General features: G+C 60.8%; 24 protein-coding genes and 1 pseudogene. 5 read left to right on the forward strand and 20 right to left on the reverse strand.

Translation table 11 applies throughout. The features are described 5' to 3' along the window. Nucleotides 1–179: 179 nt before the first annotated feature. From ACSMDR_RS14355 to leuS, 12 genes and pseudogenes are all read right to left on the reverse strand, one after another. Entirely contained in the window at nucleotides 180–1,130 is a 951-nt protein-coding gene (locus ACSMDR_RS14355) for a septal ring lytic transglycosylase RlpA family protein (protein WP_436468686.1), read from the reverse strand. Then, nucleotides 1,069–2,064: a lytic murein transglycosylase B gene (mltB, locus tag ACSMDR_RS14360; protein WP_436469331.1), complete on the reverse strand. Its 996-nt coding sequence runs from the start codon at nucleotides 2,062–2,064 to the stop codon at nucleotides 1,069–1,071. Before mltB ends, ACSMDR_RS14355 begins: the two co-directional genes overlap by 62 nt. Nucleotides 2,065–2,087: 23 nt before the next feature. After that, nucleotides 2,088–2,210: pseudogene (locus tag ACSMDR_RS14365) on the reverse strand (FtsW/RodA/SpoVE family cell cycle protein); the annotation flags it as partial. 12 nt (nucleotides 2,211–2,222) lie between these two features. Continuing rightward, nucleotides 2,223–3,326, reverse strand: coding sequence for a rod shape-determining protein RodA (gene rodA, locus ACSMDR_RS14370; RefSeq protein ID WP_436468687.1), 1,104 nt, complete (start codon nucleotides 3,324–3,326; stop codon nucleotides 2,223–2,225). Beyond that, nucleotides 3,319–5,256: a penicillin-binding protein 2 gene (gene mrdA / locus ACSMDR_RS14375; protein WP_436468688.1), complete on the reverse strand. Its 1,938-nt coding sequence runs from the start codon at nucleotides 5,254–5,256 to the stop codon at nucleotides 3,319–3,321. Before mrdA ends, rodA begins: the two co-directional genes overlap by 8 nt. Nucleotides 5,257–5,297: 41 nt before the next feature. Continuing rightward, nucleotides 5,298–5,765, reverse strand: coding sequence for a 23S rRNA (pseudouridine(1915)-N(3))-methyltransferase RlmH (rlmH, locus tag ACSMDR_RS14380; protein ID WP_005894642.1), 468 nt, complete (start codon nucleotides 5,763–5,765; stop codon nucleotides 5,298–5,300). Between the two features lie 5 nt (nucleotides 5,766–5,770). Further along, a complete protein-coding gene (gene rsfS / locus ACSMDR_RS14385; protein ID WP_005894639.1) occupies nucleotides 5,771–6,106 on the reverse strand; it encodes a ribosome silencing factor in 336 nt (111 codons plus the stop codon). 69 nt (nucleotides 6,107–6,175) lie between these two features. Continuing rightward, nucleotides 6,176–6,862: a nicotinate-nucleotide adenylyltransferase gene (gene nadD, locus ACSMDR_RS14390; RefSeq protein WP_436468689.1), complete on the reverse strand. Its 687-nt coding sequence runs from the start codon at nucleotides 6,860–6,862 to the stop codon at nucleotides 6,176–6,178. After that, nucleotides 6,856–7,890: a DNA polymerase III subunit delta gene (gene holA / locus ACSMDR_RS14395; protein WP_436468690.1), complete on the reverse strand. Its 1,035-nt coding sequence runs from the start codon at nucleotides 7,888–7,890 to the stop codon at nucleotides 6,856–6,858. Before holA ends, nadD begins: the two co-directional genes overlap by 7 nt. Next, nucleotides 7,890–8,033: a DNA polymerase III subunit delta gene (locus tag ACSMDR_RS14400; RefSeq protein ID WP_436468691.1), complete on the reverse strand. Its 144-nt coding sequence runs from the start codon at nucleotides 8,031–8,033 to the stop codon at nucleotides 7,890–7,892. The genes holA and ACSMDR_RS14400 overlap by 1 nt, the downstream gene beginning before the upstream one ends. Nucleotides 8,034–8,046: 13 nt before the next feature. Next, the gene (locus ACSMDR_RS14405; protein WP_005894628.1) at nucleotides 8,047–8,529 is read right to left on the reverse strand and encodes an LPS-assembly lipoprotein LptE; all 483 of its coding nucleotides are present in this window, start codon (nucleotides 8,527–8,529) and stop codon (nucleotides 8,047–8,049) included. Nucleotides 8,530–8,650: 121 nt separating this feature from the next. Beyond that, on the reverse strand, nucleotides 8,651–11,227 hold the full coding sequence (leuS, locus tag ACSMDR_RS14410; protein ID WP_436468692.1) for a leucine--tRNA ligase: 2,577 nt from the start codon (nucleotides 11,225–11,227) through the stop codon (nucleotides 8,651–8,653). A gap of 177 nt (nucleotides 11,228–11,404) precedes the next feature. Here leuS and ACSMDR_RS14415 point away from each other — a divergent pair, with 177 nt between their 5' ends. Then, nucleotides 11,405–11,887, forward strand: a complete 483-nt coding sequence (locus tag ACSMDR_RS14415; protein ID WP_436468693.1) for a zinc ribbon-containing protein — start codon at nucleotides 11,405–11,407, stop codon at nucleotides 11,885–11,887. 73 nt (nucleotides 11,888–11,960) lie between these two features. Here the strand turns inward: ACSMDR_RS14415 and lnt are convergent, their stop codons facing one another. The 5 genes from lnt to miaB all read right to left on the reverse strand — a co-directional run bounded on the left by lnt (nucleotide 11,961) and on the right by miaB (nucleotide 17,644). Further along, nucleotides 11,961–13,490 carry an apolipoprotein N-acyltransferase gene (gene lnt / locus ACSMDR_RS14420; RefSeq protein WP_436468694.1) on the reverse strand — a complete coding sequence of 510 codons (1,530 nt, stop codon included), beginning with the start codon at nucleotides 13,488–13,490 and terminating at the stop codon, nucleotides 11,961–11,963. 164 nt (nucleotides 13,491–13,654) lie between these two features. Beyond that, entirely contained in the window at nucleotides 13,655–14,539 is an 885-nt protein-coding gene (gene corC, locus ACSMDR_RS14425) for a CNNM family magnesium/cobalt transport protein CorC (RefSeq protein WP_005894615.1), read from the reverse strand. 82 nt (nucleotides 14,540–14,621) lie between these two features. Further along, nucleotides 14,622–15,107 carry an rRNA maturation RNase YbeY gene (gene ybeY / locus ACSMDR_RS14430; protein ID WP_005894612.1) on the reverse strand — a complete coding sequence of 162 codons (486 nt, stop codon included), beginning with the start codon at nucleotides 15,105–15,107 and terminating at the stop codon, nucleotides 14,622–14,624. After that, complete coding sequence (locus ACSMDR_RS14435; RefSeq protein ID WP_436468695.1) at nucleotides 15,104–16,159, reverse strand: PhoH family protein; 1,056 nt, start codon at nucleotides 16,157–16,159, stop codon at nucleotides 15,104–15,106. Before ACSMDR_RS14435 ends, ybeY begins: the two co-directional genes overlap by 4 nt. 51 nt (nucleotides 16,160–16,210) lie before the next feature. Continuing rightward, entirely contained in the window at nucleotides 16,211–17,644 is a 1,434-nt protein-coding gene (gene miaB / locus ACSMDR_RS14440) for a tRNA (N6-isopentenyl adenosine(37)-C2)-methylthiotransferase MiaB (protein WP_436468696.1), read from the reverse strand. A gap of 299 nt (nucleotides 17,645–17,943) precedes the next feature. On the opposite strand from miaB, the gene ACSMDR_RS14445 reads away from it, so the two are divergent. Further along, on the forward strand, nucleotides 17,944–19,140 hold the full coding sequence (locus ACSMDR_RS14445; RefSeq protein ID WP_436468697.1) for an FAD-dependent monooxygenase: 1,197 nt from the start codon (nucleotides 17,944–17,946) through the stop codon (nucleotides 19,138–19,140). Nucleotides 19,141–19,169: 29 nt separating this feature from the next. Continuing rightward, nucleotides 19,170–19,754, forward strand: a complete 585-nt coding sequence (locus ACSMDR_RS14450; RefSeq protein ID WP_436468698.1) for a cysteine hydrolase family protein — start codon at nucleotides 19,170–19,172, stop codon at nucleotides 19,752–19,754. Nucleotides 19,755–19,839: 85 nt separating this feature from the next. On the opposite strand, the gene ACSMDR_RS14455 is transcribed toward ACSMDR_RS14450, so the two are convergent. Continuing rightward, complete coding sequence (locus tag ACSMDR_RS14455) at nucleotides 19,840–20,091, reverse strand: putative hemolysin (RefSeq protein ID WP_436468699.1); 252 nt, start codon at nucleotides 20,089–20,091, stop codon at nucleotides 19,840–19,842. Nucleotides 20,092–20,153: 62 nt separating this feature from the next. Beyond that, nucleotides 20,154–21,071: a LysR family transcriptional regulator gene (locus ACSMDR_RS14460; protein WP_436468700.1), complete on the reverse strand. Its 918-nt coding sequence runs from the start codon at nucleotides 21,069–21,071 to the stop codon at nucleotides 20,154–20,156. A 114-nt stretch (nucleotides 21,072–21,185) separates the two neighbouring features. Between ACSMDR_RS14460 and ACSMDR_RS14465 the strand changes: the two genes are divergently transcribed. Continuing rightward, entirely contained in the window at nucleotides 21,186–21,416 is a 231-nt protein-coding gene (locus ACSMDR_RS14465) for a hypothetical protein (protein WP_436468701.1), read from the forward strand. Next, nucleotides 21,413–22,063, forward strand: a complete 651-nt coding sequence (locus tag ACSMDR_RS14470) for an HAD-IA family hydrolase (protein ID WP_005905817.1) — start codon at nucleotides 21,413–21,415, stop codon at nucleotides 22,061–22,063. The genes ACSMDR_RS14465 and ACSMDR_RS14470 overlap by 4 nt, the downstream gene beginning before the upstream one ends. A gap of 146 nt (nucleotides 22,064–22,209) precedes the next feature. Here the strand turns inward: ACSMDR_RS14470 and ACSMDR_RS14475 are convergent, their stop codons facing one another. After that, the gene (locus tag ACSMDR_RS14475; RefSeq protein WP_436468702.1) at nucleotides 22,210–22,812 is read right to left on the reverse strand and encodes a nitroreductase family protein; all 603 of its coding nucleotides are present in this window, start codon (nucleotides 22,810–22,812) and stop codon (nucleotides 22,210–22,212) included. Nucleotides 22,813–22,915 lie beyond the last annotated feature (103 nt).

Raw genomic sequence — 22,915 nt, forward strand, 5'->3', positions numbered from 1 at the left:
TAACTATACCAGAAGCGAGCAGCGGTTATAGTCCAGTGTGCCAATTGGCAGGGATTTTTTAGCCATATCGGCTGGGCTGCGCGTCGTAATCAGGCGCGTCTCGCACTGGCCTAAGCCTGTGACGGCAGGGGTTGCGGCATGGGACGGGCCGCAGGCGGCCCGCTCTGAGTCATCCGGATTCAGGGTACGAAGAAGGCTTGCTCGAATCCCTGACTGCGCACCTGCTGCAACAGCTGGGTTTGCTGCGCCGAAGAGATGGGGCCCAGCAAGACGCGATAGACCTGGCCGGCGGCCTCAACCTGGTGGGATACCCCAAATTGTGTGCCGAGACTGGCCGCCAGACTCTCGGCTCGCTCTTTTGAGCCGCTGGCGAGCACCTGCATCCGTTTACCGCTGCTGGCGGGCGCCGCGGCAGGCTTGCTGGCCGGCGGTGGGTTTTTCACCGCAGCGGTGGTCGGTGCCACCGCGGCCTTGGCAGGGACGGGGGCAACCTTGGCTGGCGCTGCGGCTGCTGGCGCAATCAACGCCTGCCCCTGGTTCGGGCGCGTGTCCGTCATGGGGATGTCGGGGATCATCTCAATCTGCTGATCCGGGGTGTCGGTGATGAGATCCAGCCTGACTCGCGCCGAGCCATGGTCGACCATGCCGAGTTGGTGAGCTGCGGCATGGGAGAGGTCGATGAGTCGCGATGGCGTGAAGGGACCACGGTCGTTGACCCGCACTATGGTCTCTCGGCCATTGTCCAGGTTGGTGACTCGCACATAGCTTGGTAGCGGCAGGTTGCGATGGGCGGCCGTGAAGAGGGTGCTGTCCATGGTGTCGCCATTGGCGGTCTTGTTGCCGTCCAGCCCCTTGTCGAGCCAGCTGGCGCTGCCCTCTTCGCTGTAGTGCTTGATGTCGCGCCACACCTGGTACTTCTGCTTGCCTATCCAGTAGTCGCGGTTGCCGCTCGCGCTCAGGGGCTCATGGCGCGGTATGGCGCCAGTGGCCTGGGGGAACTCGATGACAGGGGTTTTTTCCACCTGCACCGGTGGCTCCGGGGGAGCCGTCGGCTGTTCGGGTTGGCTGCTACAGGCCGCCAGCAACAAGGTCAGGCTGAGGGTGAGGAGTCTGTTGTGCTGCATAGGCATCCTGGATGGCTTGGCTGAGTTGATAGACCGCCATGCCGTACAAGGGGCTGCGGTTGTAGCGATTGATCACGTAAAAATTGTGGCGGGCGACCCAGTAACCAGGGCCATCTGCCTGGTCAAGGGCCAGCAAGCGGACCTTGGTCTTGGCGTCAGGTGGCGTGGCGAGGCGCAGTCCGGCATCAGACAGGGTCTGCCATGTCAGGGTCGGCTCCGGGGCCTTGCCTATCAGGGAGTCAGGAACCGGCATGGTCGCCTTGGCGGGTTCGACCACCGGCTCATGCCAGCGCCAGCCATGCTCGGCAAAATAGTTGGCCACGCTGCCGATGGCATCGGCCTTGTTATTGAAGAGATCCCGTTTGCCATCACCATCAAAATCCACGGCATAGTGGCGGTAGCTGGAGGGCATGAACTGACCCATGCCCATGGCACCTGCGTAGGAGCCCTTGAGGGCCCGGAGGGAGAGTCCCTCCTCCTGGCCGAGCAGTACCAACTGGGCAAACTCCTTGGCGAAGAAGTCGGCCCGCTCCGGATAGTAGAAGCCCAGGGTATAGAGGCTATCTAGCACCCCGTGACGACCCATCTGCTTACCGTAGGCCGTTTCTACTCCCAGGATGGCGGTGATAAGGGCTGCGGGGACTCTGTAGGTCTGCTCCGCCCGGTTCAGCAGTTCGCTGTTTTCCTGCCAGAAGCGCACGCCGGCCTGAATGCGTTGTTCGGTGACAAACAGGGGCCTGTATTGATACCAGGGCTTGGCCTCCCAAGGACGCTGCATCAACGCCAGTATCTCGGGATTGAGCTGGGCTGCCCCGGCGGCGGCTTGCAATTGGTCCAGAGGAACGGACTGACGTTCGGCCAGCCTGGTGAGGGTAGCCGTGCTCGGCGCCGCAGTGGCGATGGGCTCCGCCATGGCTGGCAAGGCTGCTGCCAGCAACAGCGAGAGGGGGGCGCGGCGCAGCATCAGGCCAGCAGCCTTCTGTGAGTCTGAATGGACATCAGGATGCCGAAGCCGGCCATCAAGGTCACCATGGAGGTGCCGCCGTAGCTCACCAGCGGCAGCGGCACGCCGAGCACCGGCAGAATATATCCACCTCATCAGGCCAGCAGCCTTCTGTGAGTCTGAATGGACATCAGGATGCCGAAGCCGGCCATCAGGGTCACCATGGAGGTGCCGCCGTAGCTCACCAGCGGCAGCGGCACGCCGACCACCGGCAATATGCCGCTCACCATGCCCATGTTGACGAACACATAGACGAAGAAGGTGAGGGTCAGGGCGCCGCCGAGCAGGCGCTCGAAGCTGCTTTGGGCCTGCATCGAGATGTAGAGGCAGCGGCTGATGATATAGAGGTAGAGCGCGAGCAGCAGGGCGACGCCGACCAGGCCGAACTCCTCGCTAAAGACCGCGAAGATGAAGTCGGTATGGCGTTCTGGCAGAAATTCCAGCTGGGATTGGGTGCCTTGCAGCCACCCCTTGCCAAAGACGCCGCCGGAGCCGATGGCGATCTTGGACTGGATAATGTGGTAACCGCGCCCGAGGGGGTCTTTCTCCGGATCGAGCAGCATCAACACCCGCTGGCGCTGGTAGTCATGCATCAGGAAGAACCAGAGCACCGGCATGAAGGCCGCGGCCAGCAGCACGGCCAGGCCGATCAGCCACCAACTGATCCCCGCCAGGAAGATGACGAAGAAGCCGGAGGCCGCCACCAGGATGGAGGTGCCCAGATCGGGCTGGGCCGCGATCAGCAGGGTCGGCAACAGTACCATGATGAGGGCGATCACCACGTGGCTGAGCTTGGGGGGCAGCGAATGGCGGCTGAGCCAGGTCGCCACCATGATCGGCATGGAGACCTTCATCACCTCCGAGGGCTGGAATTTCATGAAGCCGAGATCCAGCCAGCGTTGTGCCCCCTTGCCGATATGGCCAAACACGTCGACCGCGATCAGCATCAGTACCACCACCACGAACACGGGGATGGCCCAGCGGGCGTAGAGGGTCGGTGGCAACTGGGCCAGGGCCAGCATCAGCACGAAGGCGAGGCCGCCGCGCACCAGTTGGCGCACGATGGAATCCATGTCCTGACCCGAGGCGGAGTAGAGCACCACCATGGAGAGGGCCATGATACAGAGCAGACCGATCAGCAGGGGCAAATCGATATGCAGCCGGTACCAGATGCTGTTGTGGCGGGCCGAGTTACTCATGGGGCTTTACCTTTGTGACGTTGGCATCGGTCGGTTTGGCTAGTGCAGCGTTAACCGGAGCCGGGGGCAGCTCGGGGTCGGGAGGCAGCAGATAGGCATCGAGCATGTGGCGGGCAACGGGGGCTGCCACGGCACTGCCGCCACCGGCGTTTTCCAGCACCAGGGCCACCACTGCCTTGGGGGCATCGAAGGGGGCGAAGGAGACAAACAGGGCATTGTCGCGGTGCTCCACCTTGGTGGTGGCTGCGTTATAGACCTGGTTCTCTTTCAGGCCGACCACCTGGGCCGTCCCTGACTTGCCTGCCGCCACATAAGGGGTGTTGGCAAAGGCGCGGCGCCCGGTACCTTCATGACCGTTGATGACGCGCCACATACCATCCCTGGCGACCTGCCAGTAGCTGTCGTTTTTCACCTTGAGCGCCACATTCGGATTGATGGACGCGGGTATAGTGCCATCGAGGGAGACGGTGCTCTTGAGCAGATGCGGGGTCACATCATGACCATTCTGGGTCAGAATGCTGATCGCCTTGGCGAGCTGGATGGGCGTTGAACTCCAGTAGCCCTGGCCGATCCCGATGGAGATGGTGTCACCCTGATACCAGGGCTGGCGCCAGCGGGACATTTTCCAGTCACGGGAGGGCATGACCCCGCGGGTCTCTTCGTAGAGATCGACGCCACTGTACTGACCGAAACCGAAGTGAGTCATGTACTCGTGGATCTTGTCGATGCCGACCCGGTAGGCGAGATCGTAGAAGTAGGTATCCGCCGATACCTCGATGGCGCGATAGACGTCGAGCCAGCCATGGCCCCAGCGGCGCCAGTCACGGAACTTCTTGGTGGTGCCGGGAATGGAGAAGCTGGGCCCGCCAAAGTAGCGGTATTGGGGGGTGATAGCCCCTTCGTTCAGCCCCATCACCGACATCAACGGCTTGACTGTGGAGGCGGGGGCATAGATCCCCTGCGTCGTGCGGTTAACCAGAGGGCGGGCCGGATCGTTGAGCAGGCCCGAGTAGTTGGTGGTGGAGATGCCGGTCACGAACAGGTTGGGGTCGTAGCTGGGGCTCGATTCCATAGCCAGGATGGCGCCTGTCTTGGGATCCATCATGACGATGGCGCCCCGGCGACCGTCCAGCAGTTGCTGGGCCTTCAGTTGCAGGCGGATGTCGATATTGAGGTAGATATCCTTGCCGGGCTGGGGGGCCTGGAATTTGAGGGTTCGGACTACCCGGCCCCGGTTGTTGACCTCGACCTCCTGATAGCCGGCGACCCCGTGCAGCTGATCCTCGTAGAACTTCTCCACCCCCTGCTTGCCAATGTCTTTGGTGGCCGCGTAGTTGGCGAGCTTGTCCTCTTTATCGAGGCGTTCCACATCCCGGGTATTTATCTTGGCCACATAGCCCAGGGCATGGGTGAGAGTATCGCCAAATGGGTAATAACGTTTCAGGTAGGCCTCAATGCTGGCCCCCGGGTAGTTATGCTGGTCAACGGAAAAGACAGCAACCTGCTTCTCGGTCAACTTCTCATAGAGGGAGACAGGCTTGAAGCGGCGCTGACGTTTGACCTCGGCCAGGAACTTCTCCTTGGTGCCTTCCGGCAGTCCCAGCAGGGCGATGAGCTCGTCGGCCATCTTGTCGATGTCCCCGGCTTCTTCCGGCACGATTTCCAAACTGTAGACAGGGCGGTTCTCCGCCAAGAGCACGCCATTGGTGTCATAGATGAGGCCCCGGGGCGGTGCTACCGGCACAACCCGGATCCGGTTGTCATTGGAACGGGTCTGGTAGGTGTCGAACGATTCTACTTGCAGGTAGTAGAGATTGCCGAGCAACACCAGCATCAGCGCGACCATGCCCAGATAGGCGACCAGAGTGCGACGAAAGAAGAGGTTGCCCTCAGCGCTGTGATCGCGCATCTCGATGCGTTGTTTCAGCATGGGGATGCCTCAACCTTGGGGGGGAGCGAGAACATAAAGCGCTATTCCCTGTGATAGGGGTGGTTGGTAGTGATGCTCCAGGCCCGGTAAAGGCTCTCGGCCACCAAGACCCGCACCAGAGGGTGGGGCAGGGTGAGTGGCGAGAGGGACCAGCTCTGCTCGGCAGCGGCTTTGCATTCGGGGGAGAGCCCCTCGGGACCCCCCACCAGCAGGGCGACATCGCGGCCATCCAGCTTCCAGGCTTCCAGTTGGCCTGCCAGCTGCTCCGTGGTCCAGGGCTTGCCGGGAATATCCAGGGTGACGAGGCGCGAGCGGCCCGCGGCGGCCAGCATGGCTTCCCCCTCCTTTTGCAGGATGCGGGGGATGTCGGCATTCTTGCCGCGTTTTCCTGCGCTTATCTCGACCAGCTCAAACGGCATATCTTTGGGAAAGCGGCGACGGTATTCCTGGAAGCCGTGCTCGACCCAGGCGGGCATCTTGGTGCCCACGGCAATCAACTGAATCTTCATGGGGATCAGGCTTGTACCGGAGCACTGCCCCAGAGTTTCTCCAGTTGATAGAAGTCGCGATACTCGTCTTGCATCACATGCACTATGACGGAGCCCAAATCGACCAGCACCCACTCACCGGTCTGTTGCCCTTCCACGCTGAGCAGGTTGAGCTTGGCATGGCGAGCCTCGCTCGCCAGATTGCTGGCGATGGCACAGACGTGACGGCTGGAGTTGCCGGAGCAGATGATCAGGGCATCCGTGATGGTGGATTGACCGCGCACATCCAGGGTAACGATGTCGCGGCCCTTCATGTCATCGATCTTGTCGATGATGAAGGCGTGCAGTTGTTGCTCTTGCAATAGTGTTTCTCCTCTGGAACCGGCGCGGCCTGCGTGGGCATGGGGCGGCGGATTATATCATGGGTGGCTTCATTTCCTACCAGGCTGGGCAGGGGAAGCAAGGGGGATCTTCGCATCGGTGCGATAGAGCCCTTGTTGATCAATATAGTGCGCGACAGAGGCTGGCAACAGATAGCGGGGATCTTGCCCCTTGGCCAGCAAGTTCCGCAGTGCCGTGGCAGAGAGATCTATGGGCAGGTTATCTGCCAGCCAGATATGACCGGCCAGACGCAGGTGCAGCGCCTCGGCATCCCTCGTCTGATGGCGGGCCAGCAGCTCGGTCACCGGGGTGGGATAGTCCGGCTGCCAACCCGGGCGGCAGCTCACTACCAAATGGGCGTAATCGAGCAGCTCTTGCCAGCGATGCCAGCCTGGCAGGCCGAGCAGCGAATCCATGCCCATCAGAAAGCAGAGTGGCGTATCGGGCAACTCTTCTCGCAGTGCCATCAGCGTCTCTATGGTGTAGGAGGGACTGTTCCTGGCCAGCTCCCGCTCATCGACCACAAATCCCGGGTTTTCTGTCGCCGCCAGCCTGACCATGGCCAGGCGCTGTTCGCTCGAACAGCGCGGGTTGGCGCGATGGGGCGGGATATGGTTTGGAATGAGCCTGATCTCGGCCAGTGATAGCGCCTGCTGCGCCTCGATGGCTGGGCGCAGGTGGCCGATGTGAATGGGATCGAAGGTGCCGCCGAGCAGGCCGATCGGTTTGCTTAGCATGCGGCTGCCTCTGGCAGTGGCAGCGGCGTACCATCGCGAAATCCCAGGGCCAGGGTCTGCAGCAGCAGCCAGGCGCGCTGTGTCTCGAAATGGCGCAGCGCATCGTCGAGCTGGCCCATCAATTGCCAGAGCTGTTGCAACTTGGCAAAGGGCAGGCGGGTCAGCGCCTGCTGGATAAGCTGTTGGCGGCTTTGCCAAATACGCAGGCGGGAGAAGTGTTCCCCCAGGGGGTGGCCACTGCGCATGGCGAGCGACAGCTCGGTGAGTTGCTCCAGCTCGCGAGTCAGGGTCCAGGCGAGCATGCCGGGCTCGGTACCTTCGGCGCGCAGAGCCTGCAAGATGCGCTGGGCCCGGTTCACCTTGCCTTCCAGCAGGGTATCGATCAGCTGGAACGGCGTGAAGTGGGCGTGGCGTATGATGGTCTCTTGCAGATAGGGAACGCTGATCGGCAGGGGGGGATCCAGCAGGGTCAGCTTCTCTATCTCCTGACTGGCGGCCAGCAGGTTGCCCTCATAGGCATGGCACATGAAGTTGATGGCGTCGGGCAAGGCCTTGAGGCCGAATTTCTGAAAGCGGGCCGCCATCCAGCGAGGGAAAAAGCGTGGCTCAGGATGGTTGACCGGTACATAGGTACCAATCTGGTAAAGCTTGTCAAACCAGGCTGCTTTCATCTGGGTCTGGTTGAGTCGAGTGCCGCTCAGTACCAGCAGCAGATCTGGATGCAACTGTTTGCCTATTTCGCTGATACGGGCAGCCAGATCCTTGTCAACCTTGGGAGGCAGTTCCAACTCGATGAGCTGGCGGGCAGAGAAGAGGCTCATGGCCTGACAGGCGTCATAGACCTGATTCCAGTCGAGACCAGGCTCAACCACAAAACTGTGGCGCTCATCGAAACCCAGCTTGCGTGATTGCAGGCGGATGCTGTCGATGGCCTCCTGTTTGAGCAGCGGCTCCTCGCCAAAGACGAGATAGCAGGGCCTGAGCCCCGCCTTGAGGTGGTCCGCGAATTGTTCAGGGTAGATCCGCATCAGCACCCGGCCTGGTTGAGGGAGGAGAACGCAAGGTAGATGGCCCGCTCTTTCTCGAGCAGCGGCTCGTCGCCAAAGACGAGATAGCAGGGCCTGAGCCCTGCCTTGAGGTGGTCTGCAAACTGCTCGGGGTAAATTCTCATCAGGATACTCTCATCAGAACTTGACCTGACTCAACTGACGTACGATGAGGCTGGCAGCCTGCTCCTGCATCTCCTTGCCGAGCTGCTCCTGCTCACGGGATGAGGCAAGGGCCGCGTCCGGTTTGTTCAAGAAGCTGCGGTTGAAGGTGATGGGGAAAATCTGGGTCGGTTGGCCCGGCATGGAGACGGTAAAGCTGGTGCTGTAACCAAGCACATACTCTCTGTCCTGACCGAGGGCATCGACCGAGGCGACCTCGCTGCTGTTACCGACGCCGCCGAGGGTCAGGACGGGAATGCCCTCCTTGTCCTCCAGCTTGACCCCTGATGCCTTGAGGCGGGTGGTGACCAGGCGATAGAGATCGCTCTTGGTATCACCGACCACCTTCATGGTCATCAGCTCGGGGGGGATGGCCTGACCGCGCATCTGAAAGCCGCAGGCCGAAAGCAACAGTGTGGTCAACAGTATGCTGATCCAGCGAATGAGGGGCGAACCCATGGCATGTCCTCTCCAACAAGGAGGCGGCGCGCACCGGCGAGCCGCCTCCTTTGATTATACGAGGGTGCGCGGCCTTGTGGCCTTGCACCCGGTGATGGCATCTGGAAGGATGCCGGCTTAATCAGTTCGCGACTATGTTGAGCAGCTTGCCCGGGATATAGACAATCTTGCGTACCGTTAGGCCGTCGATGAACTTCTGCACGCTGGCATCATTCATGGCTTGGCGCTCAATGTCGGCCTGGCTGATGTCGGCCGGCACGGTCAGCTTGCCGCGCATCTTGCCGTTGATCTGCACGACTACCAGCTTCTCGGTCTCGACCATGGCGGCCTCGTCGGCGACAGGCCAGACGGCGTGGTCCACATCGTCACCCTTGCCCAGCATCTTCCACAGTTCGAAGCCGATGTGCGGGGTGATGGGGTAGAGCATCACCACCACGGCTTCCAGCGCTTCTTGCATCAGGGCGCGGTCTTGCGCATCCGAACCCAGCTTGGCCAGGTTGTTCATCAGCTCCATGATGGCGGCGATGGCGGTGTTGAAGGTCTGGCGGCGACCCACGTCGTCGCTCACCTTCTTGATGGTTTTGTGCAGTTCACGGCGAATGGTTTGTCGATCGCCGGTCAAGGAGGCCAGGTCCAGGGCAGGAGCGGCACCGGCCGAAACATGCTCGAAGGTCAGGCGCCACAGACGACGCAGGAAGCGCTGGGCCCCTTCGACGCCGGAGTCGGACCACTCCAGAGTCATGTCGGCAGGGGAAGCGAACATCATGAACAGACGGACGGTATCGGCGCCATAACGCTCGACCATCAGTTGGGGATCGATGCCGTTGTTCTTGGATTTGGACATCTTGGTCATGCCGGAGTGGATCACCTCGCGGCCTTCCAGATCCACCGCCTTGGTGATACGGCCCTTCTCATCACGCTCGAGCTTGACCTCGGTCGGGCTGACCCAGACGTTGCCGCCCTTCTCGTCCTTGTAGTAAAAGGCGTCAGCCAGCACCATGCCTTGGCAGAGCAGGCGCTTGAACGGCTCACTGCTGTTGACCAGGCCTGCATCACGCAGCAGCTTGTGGAAGAAGCGGGCGTAGAGCAGGTGCATACAGGCGTGTTCGATACCGCCGATGTACTGATCCACCGGCAGCCAGTGGTTGGCGGCCGCCGGATCCAGCATGCCCTTGTCGTAGTCAGGGGAGCAGTAGCGGGCATAGTACCAGGAGGACTCCATGAAGGTGTCGAAGGTATCCGTCTCGCGGAAGGCTTCCTGACCGTTATAGGTGGTCTTTGCCCAGTCGGCATCGGCCTTGATGGGGCTCTGGATGCCGTCCATTACCACGTCTTCCGGCAGCAGTACCGGCAGTTGTTCTTCCGGGGTCGGCACCACAGTGCCATCGGCCAGGGTCAACATCGGGATGGGGGCACCCCAGTAACGCTGACGGGAGACACCCCAGTCGCGCAGGCGGAAGTTGACGGTGCGTTTGCCTTTGCCGATCGCTTCGAGCTTGTTGGAGATGGTATCGAAGGCGGCCTGGAACTCGAGCCCGTCGAACTCGCCGGAATTGAACAGCACGCCCTTGTCGGTGTAGGCCGCGGCGATCACGTCCACCTCGCCATCGGCAGGCTTGATCACCGCCTTGATGTCGAGGTCATATTTGGTGGCGAACTCATGGTCACGCAGATCGTGGCCGGGGACCGCCATGACGGCGCCTGTGCCGTAGTTCATCAGCACGAAGTTGGCGACCCAGACCGGCACCTTGCGGCCATCCAGCGGGTGAATGGCGTAGAGGCCGGTGGCCATGCCTTTCTTCTCCATGGTCGCCATGTCGGCTTCGGCCACCTTGGTGTGTTTGCACTCCTCGATGAAGGCGGCCAGGGCCGGGTTGGTCTCGGCCGCTTGCAGGGCCAGCGGGTGACCGGCTGCGATACCAACGTAAGTCACCCCCATGAGGGTGTCGGGACGGGTGGTGTAGATGTCGAAGGAGGCATCCTGATCCGCGACCTGGAAGGTCATGTTGACCCCTTCGGAGCGGCCAATCCAGTTGCGCTGCATGGTCTTGACCATTTCGGGCCAGCCATCCAGGTTGTCTATATCGTCCAGCAGCTCCTGGGCATAGTCGGTGATCTTGATGAACCACTGGGGGATCTCTTTCTGCTCCACCGGGGTATCACAGCGCCAGCAGCAGTTGTCGATCACCTGCTCGTTGGCCAGTACCGTCTGATCGTTCGGGCACCAGTTGACCGAAGAGGTCTTCTTGTAGACCAGACCCTTTTCATACAGCTTGGTGAAGAACCACTGTTCCCAGCGGTAGTAATCCGGCTTGCAGGTCGCCAGCTCACGATCCCAGTCATAGCCCAGCCCCAGCATTTTGAGCTGCTTCTTCATGTATTCGATGTTTTCGTAGGTCCAGGGAGCCGGCGCCGTGTTGTTCTTGATGGCGGCGTTCTCGGCGGGCAGACCGAAAGCATCCCAACCAATGGGTTGCAGCACGTTCTTGCCATTGAGCCGTTGATAACGAGAGATCACATCACCTATGGTGTAGTTTCGCACGTGCCCCATGTGTAGACGACCAGACGGATAAGGGAACATGGAGAGGCAGTAGAATTTCTCTTTGTCTACTTTCTCCACTGCCTTGAAGGTTTTCTTGGCATCCCAGTGCTGTTGCACTGCTGGTTCTATGGACTGGGGAACGTATTGCTCTTGCATTTGGTGACATCCGGATCTGTGAAATGGGTAGATAAATCGGCTGGGAAATCGCATCATAAAATATGCGTTTAGACAATCGCATTAGGATACCTAGATCCTGCGACGGCAACAACCGTCAGCGTCCCGGGTCGCCAGTCGGGCAAAGCACCCATCCGTCATTGAGAGAGGAGTAATGCCATGGACAAACGTCGAAAAGGTTATGAGGCCTTCATCGCTCAACTCAAGCAACAGTGGGAGGAGACGGAAGCCTTTCAGGGCGAGCGCCTCAATCGCATGATTGCCAGGGTGCAGGCCTACATGGAGGCTGCCGGCGACCTGACCCAGGATGAGCTGGCGCTGATCGCCGAGTATGTGAAGCGGGATCTGGGCAGCTTTGAGACCGGACGGACCGAGGCGCCTGAGTCGGCCTTCATGCTGGCGCTCAAAGATACCGCCTGGTCCTGGCTGGCGGACGTGACCGACAGATCCCAGGTTGAATGGCAGGAGCTGGCCGACGAACTGGAGCACAAAGGGGTTTATCGCGTTGGTGACTGGGTCGGTCTCGGCGTGCTGGTGTGCGAGGATTGTGAATGGCGCCATACGGTTCTTCACCCCGAACAGCTCGGCCCTTGCCCGGAATGCGGGGCGAGTGAGTTTCATCGCGAGCCCCTCTCGCCCTGATAACCGTTTATCCCGAAAAAATAACAAGGCGCCCAAGGGCGCCTTGTTATTTATCGAACCGCTTTTAGCTGGATCACAACTCACGAGCCCAGGGGTGGGCGCGGGGCCTCAGCGCCAGGGCCAGCAGCAGTCCCAGGGCGCAGAACGCGTAGAGAGGCCAGCTGCCAAATCGGTGATAGGGCGTCTGGCCATGGGCGGGACGCACTTCACTGCGCAGTACCCTGGCTTCGAATTGAGGGATCTGACCTGTGATGCTGCCATCGATGTCGGTCGTGATGGTGATGCCGTTGTTGGTCGCACGCAGCAGCGGACGAGCCAGCTCGAGAGCGCGCATACGGGCAATCTCCATGTGCTGCCAGGGGCCTATGCTGCTGCCAAACCAGGCGTCATTGGAGACGGTCAACAGGAAGTCGGTATCCGGTTGTACGGTGCGGCGCAGCTCCTCCGGGAAGATGATCTCGTAGCAGATGGCCGCCGCCAGCTTGAACCCCTTGGCGATCAAATTGGGTTGCACCTCATCCCCTGGGCTGAAGGAGGACATGGGCAGATTGAAGAAGGGAGCTATGGGGCGCAGCCAATCTTCGAATGGCACATATTCACCAATGGGCAACAGGTGATACTTGTTGAAGCGGTTCTCATGCTCATAGTGGTAGCTCTGCTTGCCGTCCGCATCCTGTACGCCCATGCCGAGTACTACGTTATAGAAGCGCTGCTGCCTGGTGTCGTAGTTGATGATACCGGCCAGCAGGGCGGTATCATTTAGCTTCATTGCCTTGTCCAGGCTCTCCAGATAGTTGCCCATCTCTTTCTCGAGGGCCGGAATGGCTGACTCGGGCCAGATGATGATGTCTGCATCCTGGTTGTCGCGGCTGAGATCCTGATAGGTGCGAATGGTGGGCACCAGCGCCTCGGGATCCCACTTGAGGGATTGGGCGATGTTGCCTTGCACCAGCGCCACCTTGACCGGCTCGCCCCGGGTGACCCAATTGAGCTGCATCAGCCCCTGAGCGGCGCCCACCAGGGCGACGGGCAGCAACAGCCAGGCCGGTTTGCGGCTCTGCCACAGCAACCAGAGTGCGGATGAGCACAGCAACAGCGCCAGGGTGATGCCCTGCACCCCCAGGATGGGGGCGAAACCCTTGAGGGGGCCATCGATCTGGCTATAACCCAGCCAGAGCCAGGGGTAGCCGGTCATCACCCAGCCGCGCAGCCAGTCGGCAATGAGCCAGAGCGCCGGGAAGGCGAGCAGCCAGCGGCTCCAGTGGCGAGCCGTGAAAAATCGGGCGAACAGCCAGCAGGCCAGGGTCGGGTAGAGTGACAGATAGGCCGCCAGTCCGGTCAGCAGCAGGAAGGCCGCTGGCAGGGGGATGCCCCCGAACTCCGTCATGCTGACATGGATCCACCACTGTCCCGGCAGGAACATCCCCATGGCGTAGCCAAAAGCGCGCCAGGCTGCTTGCTTGGGACTGGCTTTGTCCAGCAGGGCATAGAGGCCCAGCAGGGATGGGACAACCACGGGCCAGTAGCCGAACGGAGAGAAGGCCAGCACGGCGAGGGCGCCACAGGCAAAGGCACACAAGCTGGTCAGAATTTTTGATTTCACGGGTGATTGGGGCTCAAATTGGGCTGTAACTGTGTTGATCGCTATCTTAACCCGTAATGGCGGCTAACGGCGAGCCCGGGGGACTCGGCATTGCTGGATCATCCACGAAAACGCCCCGCAGTGCGGGGCGTGTTTGGCAGTCAACCAGCGCAGAGCTGGCCGGGTTACTGAGTCTCGGATTGTGCCGCTATATGATGCTCGGGGATCCTGACCTGCAACTGCTGCAGACGACGACGGTCGGCATGCATTACCTTGAACAGATAGCCATCGAGCTCTATCTCTTCCCCCTTCTTGGGCAGGTGACTGAACGCATGCATCACCAGACCGCCCACAGTATCCACCTCTTCATCGCTGAACTGGGTGCCGAAATAGTCGTTGAAGTCTTCTATCTCGGTGAGGGCGCTGACCGCGAAGACCCGTTTGCTGATGCGGCGGATCTCATCGGGTTCGTTGTCGTCATCGTCGAATTCGTCATCGATCTCGCCGACGATGAGCTCGAGAATGTCTTCTATGGTCACCAGACCCGAGACACCGCCAAACTCGTCCACGACGATGGCCATGTGATAGCGCTCCTCGCGGAACTCTTTGAGCAGACGGTCAACCCGTTTGCTCTCGGGCACTATCACGGTCGGGCGCAGAATGCTTTCGAGCTGCAGGGGCTCGCTGGCGTGATGAGAGCCAAAACCGAATGGCAGCAGATCCTTGGCGAGCAAGATGCCCTCCACATGATCCTTGTCTTCGTTGATCACCGGAAAACGGGAGTGACCAGATTCTATGATGACCGGTAGCAGTTCATCCACGGACTGGGATTTATCAATGGTCACCATCTGGGAGCGGGGGATCATGATATCGCGAACTCGCAGTTCGGCGATCTCTAGCACACCTTCAATCATGTCCTTGGTGTCCTGGTCGATGAGATCGCGCTCCTCGGCGTCGGCAATCACATCTACCAAATCATTGCGGTCTCTTGGCTCGCCCTGGAAGAGTTGGCTGAGTTTATCGAGCCAGGTTTTCTTCGGCGAGCCGGTACTAGGGTGATCGTCGGTCATGATGTCTCTTGATTACTCATTAAAAGGGTCAGCGACCCGAATAGGGCAGGCCCGAAGGCCTGCGTCGTCAACCGGGTTGACGTCAGTCGCCGTTATGCTCGTCACCGAGTATATCGTCGTGGTAAGGATCAGGGAAACCGAGCTCGGCCATGATCTCGCGTTCAAGCCCCTCCATCTCCTCGGCCTCTTCATCATCGATATGGTCATAACCTAGCAGATGCAGACTGCCATGCACAACCATATGGGCCCAGTGGGCGTCGAGGGTTTTACCCTGTTCTGCGGCCTCGCGTTCCACCACCTGGCGGCAGATGACGAGATCGCCGAGCAGGGGCAGTTCCATGCCTGGTGGAGCTTCAAACGGGAAGGAGAGCACATTGGTGGGCTTCTCCATGCCGCGATAGGTGTGGTTGAGCTGCTGGCTCTCGGCCTCATCGACGATGCGAACAGTGACTTCCGCTTCTGGCTGGAAGCCGAGGATGGTGCCCTCTAGCCAGCCTTGCAGCTGGGCCGCACTCGGCAAACCCGTCTCTTGCTCAGAGGCAAGTTGCAGATCCAGTGTCAGGCTCATTGGGCACTCTCTTCTCGGATGTTGGCTCTATTGGGTTTGGCAGAGGCGGACTCGGCCTGCGCGGCGTCGAATGCCTCATAGGCCTGCACGATACGGGCTACCACGGGGTGGCGCACCACGTCTTTGGATTCAAAGAAGTTGAACGACAGACCGTCGACCCCTTGCAGCACTTCCAGCGCGTGGCGCAGACCGGATTTGGTGCTGCGTGGCAAGTCCACCTGAGTAATGTCGCCGGTGACCACCGCCTTGGAGTTGAAGCCGATGCGGGTCAGGAACATCTTCATCTGCTCAGTGGTGGTGTTCTGGGCCTCGTCCAGGATGATAAAGGCGTCGTTCAAGGTTCTGCCGCGCATATAGGCGAGCGGCGCCACCTCGATGATATTGCGCTCCATCAGCTTCTCGACGCGCTCAAAGCCCAGCATCTCGAACAGGGCGTCATAGAGCGGGCGCAAGTAAGGATCAACCTTCTGGGAGAGATCCCCGGGCAGGAAGCCAAGCTTCTCGCCCGCTTCCACTGCCGGGCGGGTCAGCAGGATGCGGCGGATCTCCTGACGCTCCAGGGCATCCACGGCGGCGGCGACCGCCAGATAGGTCTTGCCTGTCCCGGCCGGGCCTATGCCGAAGCTGATGTCGTGGCGCACTATGTTGCTGATGTACTGCGCCTGGTTCGGACTGCGTGGCTTGATGAGGCCGCGTTTGGTCTTGACCGTCACCTCCTTGCCATAGGATGGGCTCGAGGAGTCGTCATCCTCTTGTTCCAGCACCCGGGACTCCTGTACCGCCAGATGCATCATCTCGGGGGTGATGTCGGTCACCTTGCCGCCCTTGAGCGGCTGGGTTTCCACATAGAGGTGCTTGAGAATGACGGCTGCGGCATCCACCTGAGCTTGTTTGCCAAGCAACTGGAAATGGTTGTCGCGATAACTTATCTCGAGGCCAAGGCGGCGCTCGAGCTGTTTGAGGTTATCGTCGAAGGGGCCGCACAGGCTGGCGAGGCGCTGATTGTCAGCGGGCTCCAGGTGCAGATTCAGGGTCGAGATGTGTCGGCTCAATGTGTCCTCGTCTCAGCTATTTCCCCATCCGCAGACGGATGGGGCAGGAAATCAGTGGGGGGTGAAACCGGCAACGCCCAGCTCATTGGGCAGGTTGTCGGGTCGACGGGCCAGTATTTCGCTCGGCGCGGTGGCGATGCGCAGATTCATCTCGTCCTCGCCACGGATGAAGCGACCGCGCAGGGAGTAGGGGCGCACGTCGGTGATCTCCACGTCGGCGAAACCGCCGATAAGGCGGTGTGGACCTTCGAAGTTGACCACCCGGTTGTTCTCGGTGCGGCCACTGAGCTGCATGAGGTCCATCTTGGAGGGACCCTCCACCAGGATGCGCTGCACCGAGCCCAGCATGGCACGACCGATCAGCATGGACTGGTGATTGATCTGGTTCTGCAGCCGGGTGAGGCGAGCCTTTTTCACTTCCATGTCGACATCATCCGGCAGGTCGGCAGCCGGGGTACCGGGACGCGGGCTGTAGATGAAGCTGAAGCTCATGTCGAAGTTGACCTCCTCGATAAGCTTCATGGTGGCCTCGAAATCTTCGTCCGTCTCGTTCGGGAAGCCGACGATGAAGTCGGAGCTCATGGTGATGTCGGGACGGACGGCGCGCAGGCGGCGGATCTTGGACTTGTACTCCAGCACAGTGTGCGGGCGCTTCATCATGGTCAGGATGCGATCCGAGCCACTTTGCACCGGCAGATGCAGGAAGCTGACCACTTCCGGGGTGTCCTTGTAGACCTCGATGATGTCGTCGGTGAACTCGATCGGGTGGCTGGTGGTGTAGCGGATCCGGTCGATGCCGTCGATGGCGGCCACCAGTCGCAGCAGCTCGGCGAAGGTGCAGTGACTGTCATCGAAGGTCGGGCCGCGGTAGGCATTGACGTTCTGGCCGAGCAGATTTACTTCGCGCACGCCCTGTTGGGCGAGCTGGGCAATCTCATAGAGTACATCGTCCAGCGGCCGACTCACTTCTTCACCGCGGGTGTAGGGCACCACGCAGAAGGAGCAGTATTTGGAACAGCCTTCCATGATGGAGACGAAGGCACTGGCCCCTTCGGCGCGAGGCTCGGGCAGGTTGTCGAACTTTTCAATCTCGGGGAAGGCGATGTCCACCTGGGCACCACGCCCCTCCTGAACCTGCTTGATCATGGCGGGCAGGCGATGCAGGGTCTGGGGGCCGAAGACGATATCGACATAGGGGGCGCGCTGACGCAAGGCTTCCCCTTCCTGAGAGGCGACACAGCCGCCCACGCCAATCACCAGTCCCGGTTTCTTGACCTTGAGCTTCTTCCAGCGGCCGAGTTGGTGAAACACCTTCTCTTGGGCTTTTTCACGAATAGAACAGGTGTTGAGCAGCAAGACGTCGGCCTCTTCGGGCTCCTCGGTCAGCTGATAACCATTGCTGGCGTCCAACAGGTCAGCCATCTTGGACGAGTCATACTCGTTCATCTGGCAGCCCCAGGTCTTGATGTGAAGTTTCTTGCTCATTGCTACTCTTGACAGTTTTTGTAATCGACAGGGTCAAACGACCGAGGACCGAGCATTTTACTCCGCAATAGGGACGCTGACTAGTTAATATCCAGCTGGCGCCGGGCCTGGCGCTATTGTACAGACCCATCATGGAACCAGCCCATGGCAGGCGTTGGCGAGCCAGGTCACTGCTTGCCGTCTCATCTTGGGGTATCATGGCCCTCGCGACGTTTGGCCGGTTGCCAAGCCTTTGTCACAGAGCCCACCCCTTGTCGGTCGGCGCCGCGCCTCTGGGCGCCCGTTTTCAGGAAGCACCCATGTTTGCAAAGTTAGATGTCCCCAGCCAACGGCCCAATGACGCCGATGTGATCATCGTCGGCGCCGGCATGGTGGGCGCCGCCATCGCCTGTCTGCTGGCGAGTCAGGGGCGCTCGGTGCGACTCATCGAGACGCGCTTGCCCGCGCCGTTCAGCCCAGAGCAGCCATTGGACTTGCGAGTCTCCGCCATCAGCCAGGCCTCGGTCGCCCTGCTGGATCTGGCGGGTGCCTGGCAGCACCTGCAACAGATGCGGCTGTGTCCCTATCGCCGCTTGGAGACCTGGGAGCAAGCGGGTTGCGCGACCCGGTTCTCGGCCGAAGAGCTTGGCCTGCCTCAGCTCGGTTACATCATAGAGAACCGCCTTATCCAGCTTGCCCTGCTGCGCCGTATCGAGGATTTTGCGAACATCCAGACTCATACTCCGGCGGCGGTGCAGAGCCTGCGCCAGGGGAGCGAGCATGCTACCTTGCTGCTCGATGATGGCACCGAGTTGCAGGCCAGCTGGGTGCTGGCCTGCGACGGTGCCGAGTCGCTCACCCGTCGTCTCGCCGGTATAGGGGTATCGCGCTTCGAGTATCGCCAGCACTGCATGCTGATCAATATCGACACCGATTTTGCCCAGGAAGACATCACCTGGCAGCAGTTCACCCCGAGCGGGCCGCGCGCCTTCCTGCCGCTGCCGGGCCAGCATGGCTCTCTGGTCTGGTACGACAGCCCGGCCCGTATTCGCGCCCTGTCGGCCATGGATAACGACACCCTGGCCGCCGAGGTGCGCCAAGCGTTCCCGACCCGCCTCGGCGGTTTCAGGGTGACCGGCAAGGGGAGCTTCCCGCTGGTTCGTCGCCATGCCAATGATTACCACGCTGGCCGTGTGGTACTACTGGGCGATGCCGCCCACACCATCAACCCGCTGGCGGGTCAGGGAGTCAACCTCGGCTTCAAGGATGTGGCCTGCTGGAGTGACTTGTTAGGGGCGGCGGGAGACGATTGGCAGGATGCCGACCTGGCCCGACGCTATGAGTGGCGCAGGCGCCCGGACAATATGTTGATGCAGTCGGGCATGGATCTCTTCTACGCGGCATTTAGCAATGAGATAGGGCCGCTGCGCCTGGCCCGCAACCTGGCTCTGAATCTGGCCGACAAGGCGGGCCCGCTCAAGGAGATGGCGCTACGCTACGCACTGGGGCTGGTGTAGGCCACTCGTTCACATTTGGAGACGCAACCATGACAGACAAGGCACTGCTGGTCATCGATTTCATCAAGGATCTCGCCCACCCGGATGGCAAGATAGCTGCCTCTGCCCGCCACGTGCAGGAGCAGGATGCCATCACCCATGCCAATCGGGCGCTGGCTCATGCCCGGGCTCATGGCTGGTTGGTGATCCAAGTCAAGGTAGGCTTTGAGGCCAACTATCATGTCCAACCCAAGGGCTCGCCCATGTTTGGTCGTGCGCAGGAGTTTGGTGCTCTGTGCCTCGATGGGGAAGGTTGTGAGTTTCACCCGGAGCTGGATGTGCAACCGACGGATCTGGTGATCGAGAAGCCCAGAGTCAGTCCCTTCTATGGCACCCTGCTTGAGCCTGCACTGCGGGCCAACCGCATCGAGCACCTCTTTCTGTGCGGGCTCAGCAGCAGTTGGGCCATCCAGGCCGCGGCGCGGGATGGCCATGACAGGGATTACCGCATCACCATTTTGGAGGATGCCTGCGCGGCTGCGGACTCCAACGAACACCATGCATCCCTGCGGATACTGAGCCGCATCGCCGATATCATCAAGGTCGAGCAACTGACGGCGGATGCGCCGCGTTAGCGTCTGCATTGTACCCCTGCCATAACACAAGGCCGATCTTCTGGATCGGCCTTGTGCGTTTATTGGTGGGCATGACAGTCACTCCCTATTGGGATTGCTGGGCCGAACGGTAGAGGGTCCACTCTTCCATGACGGTGCCATCCGGCAGGTGACAGTAGCCCACGGTGCCGCCAGCTTCCTGCTCAAGTACCAGCTTGCCATCTTGCTCGGTGCAATAGACCGAGGCCGGATTGGCCATGCCTATCTTGACCGGGGTCGGTGCCGAGTCCTGCTGGGCGCAGCCCGCCAGGGCCAGCAAGGGGAGCAGGAGCTGGGTGTGGTGCCATCTCAGTGTCATATCAAGTCTCTTGGCAGTGTCAGTATCGCAGACGATACACCCAGGCTTGGCCGGGCCGCAACTCAGGCGATCCCGGGGCTCGTCATTGATCCTGGGCCCTCTGGCGCCATGGTTTTCATCATCGCCAAGAAGTTATCCCGAATGGGGTCATGGAAGCCCGGGTTCCACACCAGGCTTATCTCCCATGCGGAGTGGGGACCCGAGAGGGGATAGAGCGTCACGTTGGGGCCAGCGATGAAGCTGACGCTCTTCGGCAATATCGCATTGCCTATGCCTGCGGCGACCAGCGCCACCAATGTCTGGATATCTTCCGCCTCTTGAATAGTCCCTGTCAGCCGATTGGCACCGAGGAAGCTGGCAATCTGCTGGCTCAAACCGGGACAGCGATGCCCCACCATCTGCAACAAGGGTTGCCGAGTCAGTGCCTGCTCCATATCCCACTCGGTTGCTTCACCCCGGATTGTCTGGCTGGACACCGCCAGCACCAGTTGGTCGGTCAGCAGCGGGATCTCGTGAAGCTGCTCCGACTGAGGACGACGCATGAAGCCAAGTTGCAACTGCCCTGACAGCAGTTGCTCATGCTGGATGGCCGAGGGCATGTCGCGCAAATGGACAAGTACCTCGGGAGCGTGCTGGCGAAAGCGGGCGACCAGAGTGGGCGCCAGCTCGAAGCTTGACAGGCCGAAGCCAATATTGAGGCGCCCGGCGATGCCGCTTGCCAATGCCAGGGCGTGGCGCTCGAATCCCTGTCCATGCTCGACCAGGGCGCAGGCCTGGACGAGCAGCTGGCTACCGATGGCGGTTAACGCCGCCCCGTGGCGACCGCGGTTGAACAGACTGGCTCCCAGCATGAGCTCCAGTCCCTGGATCTGCTTGGTCAGGGCCGGTTGAGTGATGAAGAGGCGTGCCGCCGCCTCCCGGTAATTGGCACTCTGGGCCAGGGTCACGAAGGCCTGGAGCTGTTTGAGATCGAATTTCATTCCGCTTGGTTATCGAATGTTGAGTTTTATTGATTATAAATTATCTATCGCCCTTGTTCTAATGGTGTCGAAACGGCCCTGTCGTCCACCAAGCTACCCCTGAGGAGATAGACCATGAGCACCGAAGCTTATCTGCTGTTACACAAGGAAGGGACTGTGATCGCCCAGCCCCTCGCGGCCCCGGAGACGGGAGAGCTGCTGGTCAGCCTGTTGCAGCAGGGATTTGTGCTGGCCCCCCGGCAGATCCTGGCGGGCAACAGTCGGCAGGCACTGGCCTGTTATGAAAACGAGATATCGGTGCTGCCCGGTACCCAGGGCGTCAGCACAATGGAACGCCAGTCATGACGCGACTCACCCTGAATGCGGCGGCGCTGCTGCTCGATATGGATGGCACTCTGGTGCACTCCACCACCGAAGTGGAGACGGTGTGGCGGCTCTGGTGCCGGCGCCACCGACTCGCCCCCGAGCCTATCCTGGCGATCTGTCATGGGGTGCGATCCTTCGAGGTGATCCAGGCTTTGGCGCCCGACCTGGATCTGGCCCGCGAAATAGCCCTGCTTGATGAGATGGAGATCCTGCATACAGGGGCCGCCGAACCGCTTGCGGGCTGTCGTTCCGTCTTGCAGGGGCTACCCATGACGCACTGGGCGCTGGTGACCTCGGCCAGCCGCCGGGTGGCTCTGCATCGTCTGGCATCCGCCGGTTTGCCCCTGCCCTTGCAACTGGTTGGTGCCACCGACGTCACCCGGGGCAAGCCGGATCCCGAGCCCTATCTGCTGGGGGCCGAGCGCCTGGGGCTGGCCCCTGCCGACTGCCTGGTCTTCGAAGATGCCCTGGCTGGGGTGCAGAGCGCACTCAGAGCCGGTTGTCGGGTCGTGCAAGTGGGGGGCGATCGCACGCTCGATCCCGCTGTGGTGACCAGGATCCGTGACTGGCGACAGGTGACTGTGATCAAGGACGGGGATGGGTTGCAGATCCGCGTGCAAACCTAGGGTGACGGAGTGCTGAGCGTTGAAGAGGGCGGCGTGGTTGAGAGCACAGGCTGCTGGGCTTGCGGGCAAGTAGCCGGGGCAGTGCCTGTAAAGCGACAGCAGATGCGGGCAAGCAGGCCCCCTCACTTAAGAGGGGGCGGACACTGTTATCCAAAGACGCGGAAGCGCTCTGCATCATCCATGAACGTTTTGTCACCGGCGGGCTGCTCTATGCTGCCAAAGGGCATCTGGGCACGTAACAACCAGCTGGCGGGCAGTTCCCAACGCTGGTGAACCTGATCGTCAATGAGCGGGTTGTAGTGTTGCAGCGAGGCACCGATCCCTTCCTGGGCCAGGGCACTCCAGACCGCAAACTGGGCGATGCCGGTCGCATGTTCCGACCAGATGGGGAAGTTGTCGGCATAGAGGGCAAATTTTTGCTGCAGATCTTTTATCACGGCCGTGTCCTCGAAGAAGAGCACAGTGCCAAATCCGGCCCGGAAGCTGCCGTTGATCTTGTTCTCGGTCTGGGGGAAGGCGTCGGCGGGCACGATTTTGCGCAGCGTCTCCTTGGTCAGATCCCAGAGGGCATGGTGCTCATCGCCAAACAGGATGACGGCCCGGGAGCTTTGGGAGTTGAACGAGGAGGGGCTCTGTCGGATCGCCTCCTGAATGAGGCCAGTCAACTGTGCCTGGCTGTGGGAAACCTTGTCCCCGAGTGCATAGATGGTGCGGCGTACCTTCATCAGTTCGATAAATGAATTGCTCATAACCTCTCCTTGCGTGGCGAAAATGCGTGACGCGGCGGCGCAGCAGCCCAAGGGGCCAAACCGGCCTCGCGCGCAGCCAGTGTAACGCCCTCTTGATCCCCTT

It is taken from the genome of Aeromonas molluscorum (assembly GCF_051376105.1).
GTDB lineage: Bacteria > Pseudomonadota > Gammaproteobacteria > Enterobacterales > Aeromonadaceae > Aeromonas > Aeromonas molluscorum.

Excerpts from the sequence above, each read along its gene's own strand:
- ACSMDR_RS14355 (WP_436468686.1), bottom strand. The coding sequence starts at position 1,130 with ATGCCTATGCAGCACAACAGACTCCTCACCCTCAGCCTGACCTTGTTG.
- rodA (WP_436468687.1), bottom strand. The coding sequence starts at position 3,326 with ATGAGTAACTCGGCCCGCCACAACAGCATCTGGTACCGGCTGCATATC.
- mrdA (WP_436468688.1), bottom strand. The coding sequence starts at position 5,256 with ATGCTGAAACAACGCATCGAGATGCGCGATCACAGCGCTGAGGGCAAC.
- rlmH (WP_005894642.1), bottom strand. The coding sequence starts at position 5,765 with ATGAAGATTCAGTTGATTGCCGTGGGCACCAAGATGCCCGCCTGGGTC.
- nadD (WP_436468689.1), bottom strand. The coding sequence starts at position 6,862 with ATGCTAAGCAAACCGATCGGCCTGCTCGGCGGCACCTTCGATCCCATT.
- holA (WP_436468690.1), bottom strand. The coding sequence starts at position 7,890 with ATGCGGATCTACCCTGAACAATTCGCGGACCACCTCAAGGCGGGGCTC.
- ACSMDR_RS14400 (WP_436468691.1), bottom strand. The coding sequence starts at position 8,033 with ATGAGAATTTACCCCGAGCAGTTTGCAGACCACCTCAAGGCAGGGCTC.
- ACSMDR_RS14405 (WP_005894628.1), bottom strand. The coding sequence starts at position 8,529 with ATGGGTTCGCCCCTCATTCGCTGGATCAGCATACTGTTGACCACACTG.
- leuS (WP_436468692.1), bottom strand. The coding sequence starts at position 11,227 with ATGCAAGAGCAATACGTTCCCCAGTCCATAGAACCAGCAGTGCAACAG.
- ACSMDR_RS14415 (WP_436468693.1), top strand. The coding sequence starts at position 11,405 with ATGGACAAACGTCGAAAAGGTTATGAGGCCTTCATCGCTCAACTCAAG.
- corC (WP_005894615.1), bottom strand. The coding sequence starts at position 14,539 with ATGACCGACGATCACCCTAGTACCGGCTCGCCGAAGAAAACCTGGCTC.
- ybeY (WP_005894612.1), bottom strand. The coding sequence starts at position 15,107 with ATGAGCCTGACACTGGATCTGCAACTTGCCTCTGAGCAAGAGACGGGT.
- miaB (WP_436468696.1), bottom strand. The coding sequence starts at position 17,644 with ATGAGCAAGAAACTTCACATCAAGACCTGGGGCTGCCAGATGAACGAG.
- ACSMDR_RS14445 (WP_436468697.1), top strand. The coding sequence starts at position 17,944 with ATGTTTGCAAAGTTAGATGTCCCCAGCCAACGGCCCAATGACGCCGAT.
- ACSMDR_RS14450 (WP_436468698.1), top strand. The coding sequence starts at position 19,170 with ATGACAGACAAGGCACTGCTGGTCATCGATTTCATCAAGGATCTCGCC.
- ACSMDR_RS14455 (WP_436468699.1), bottom strand. The coding sequence starts at position 20,091 with ATGACACTGAGATGGCACCACACCCAGCTCCTGCTCCCCTTGCTGGCC.
- ACSMDR_RS14460 (WP_436468700.1), bottom strand. The coding sequence starts at position 21,071 with ATGAAATTCGATCTCAAACAGCTCCAGGCCTTCGTGACCCTGGCCCAG.
- ACSMDR_RS14465 (WP_436468701.1), top strand. The coding sequence starts at position 21,186 with ATGAGCACCGAAGCTTATCTGCTGTTACACAAGGAAGGGACTGTGATC.
- ACSMDR_RS14470 (WP_005905817.1), top strand. The coding sequence starts at position 21,413 with ATGACGCGACTCACCCTGAATGCGGCGGCGCTGCTGCTCGATATGGAT.
- ACSMDR_RS14475 (WP_436468702.1), bottom strand. The coding sequence starts at position 22,812 with ATGAGCAATTCATTTATCGAACTGATGAAGGTACGCCGCACCATCTAT.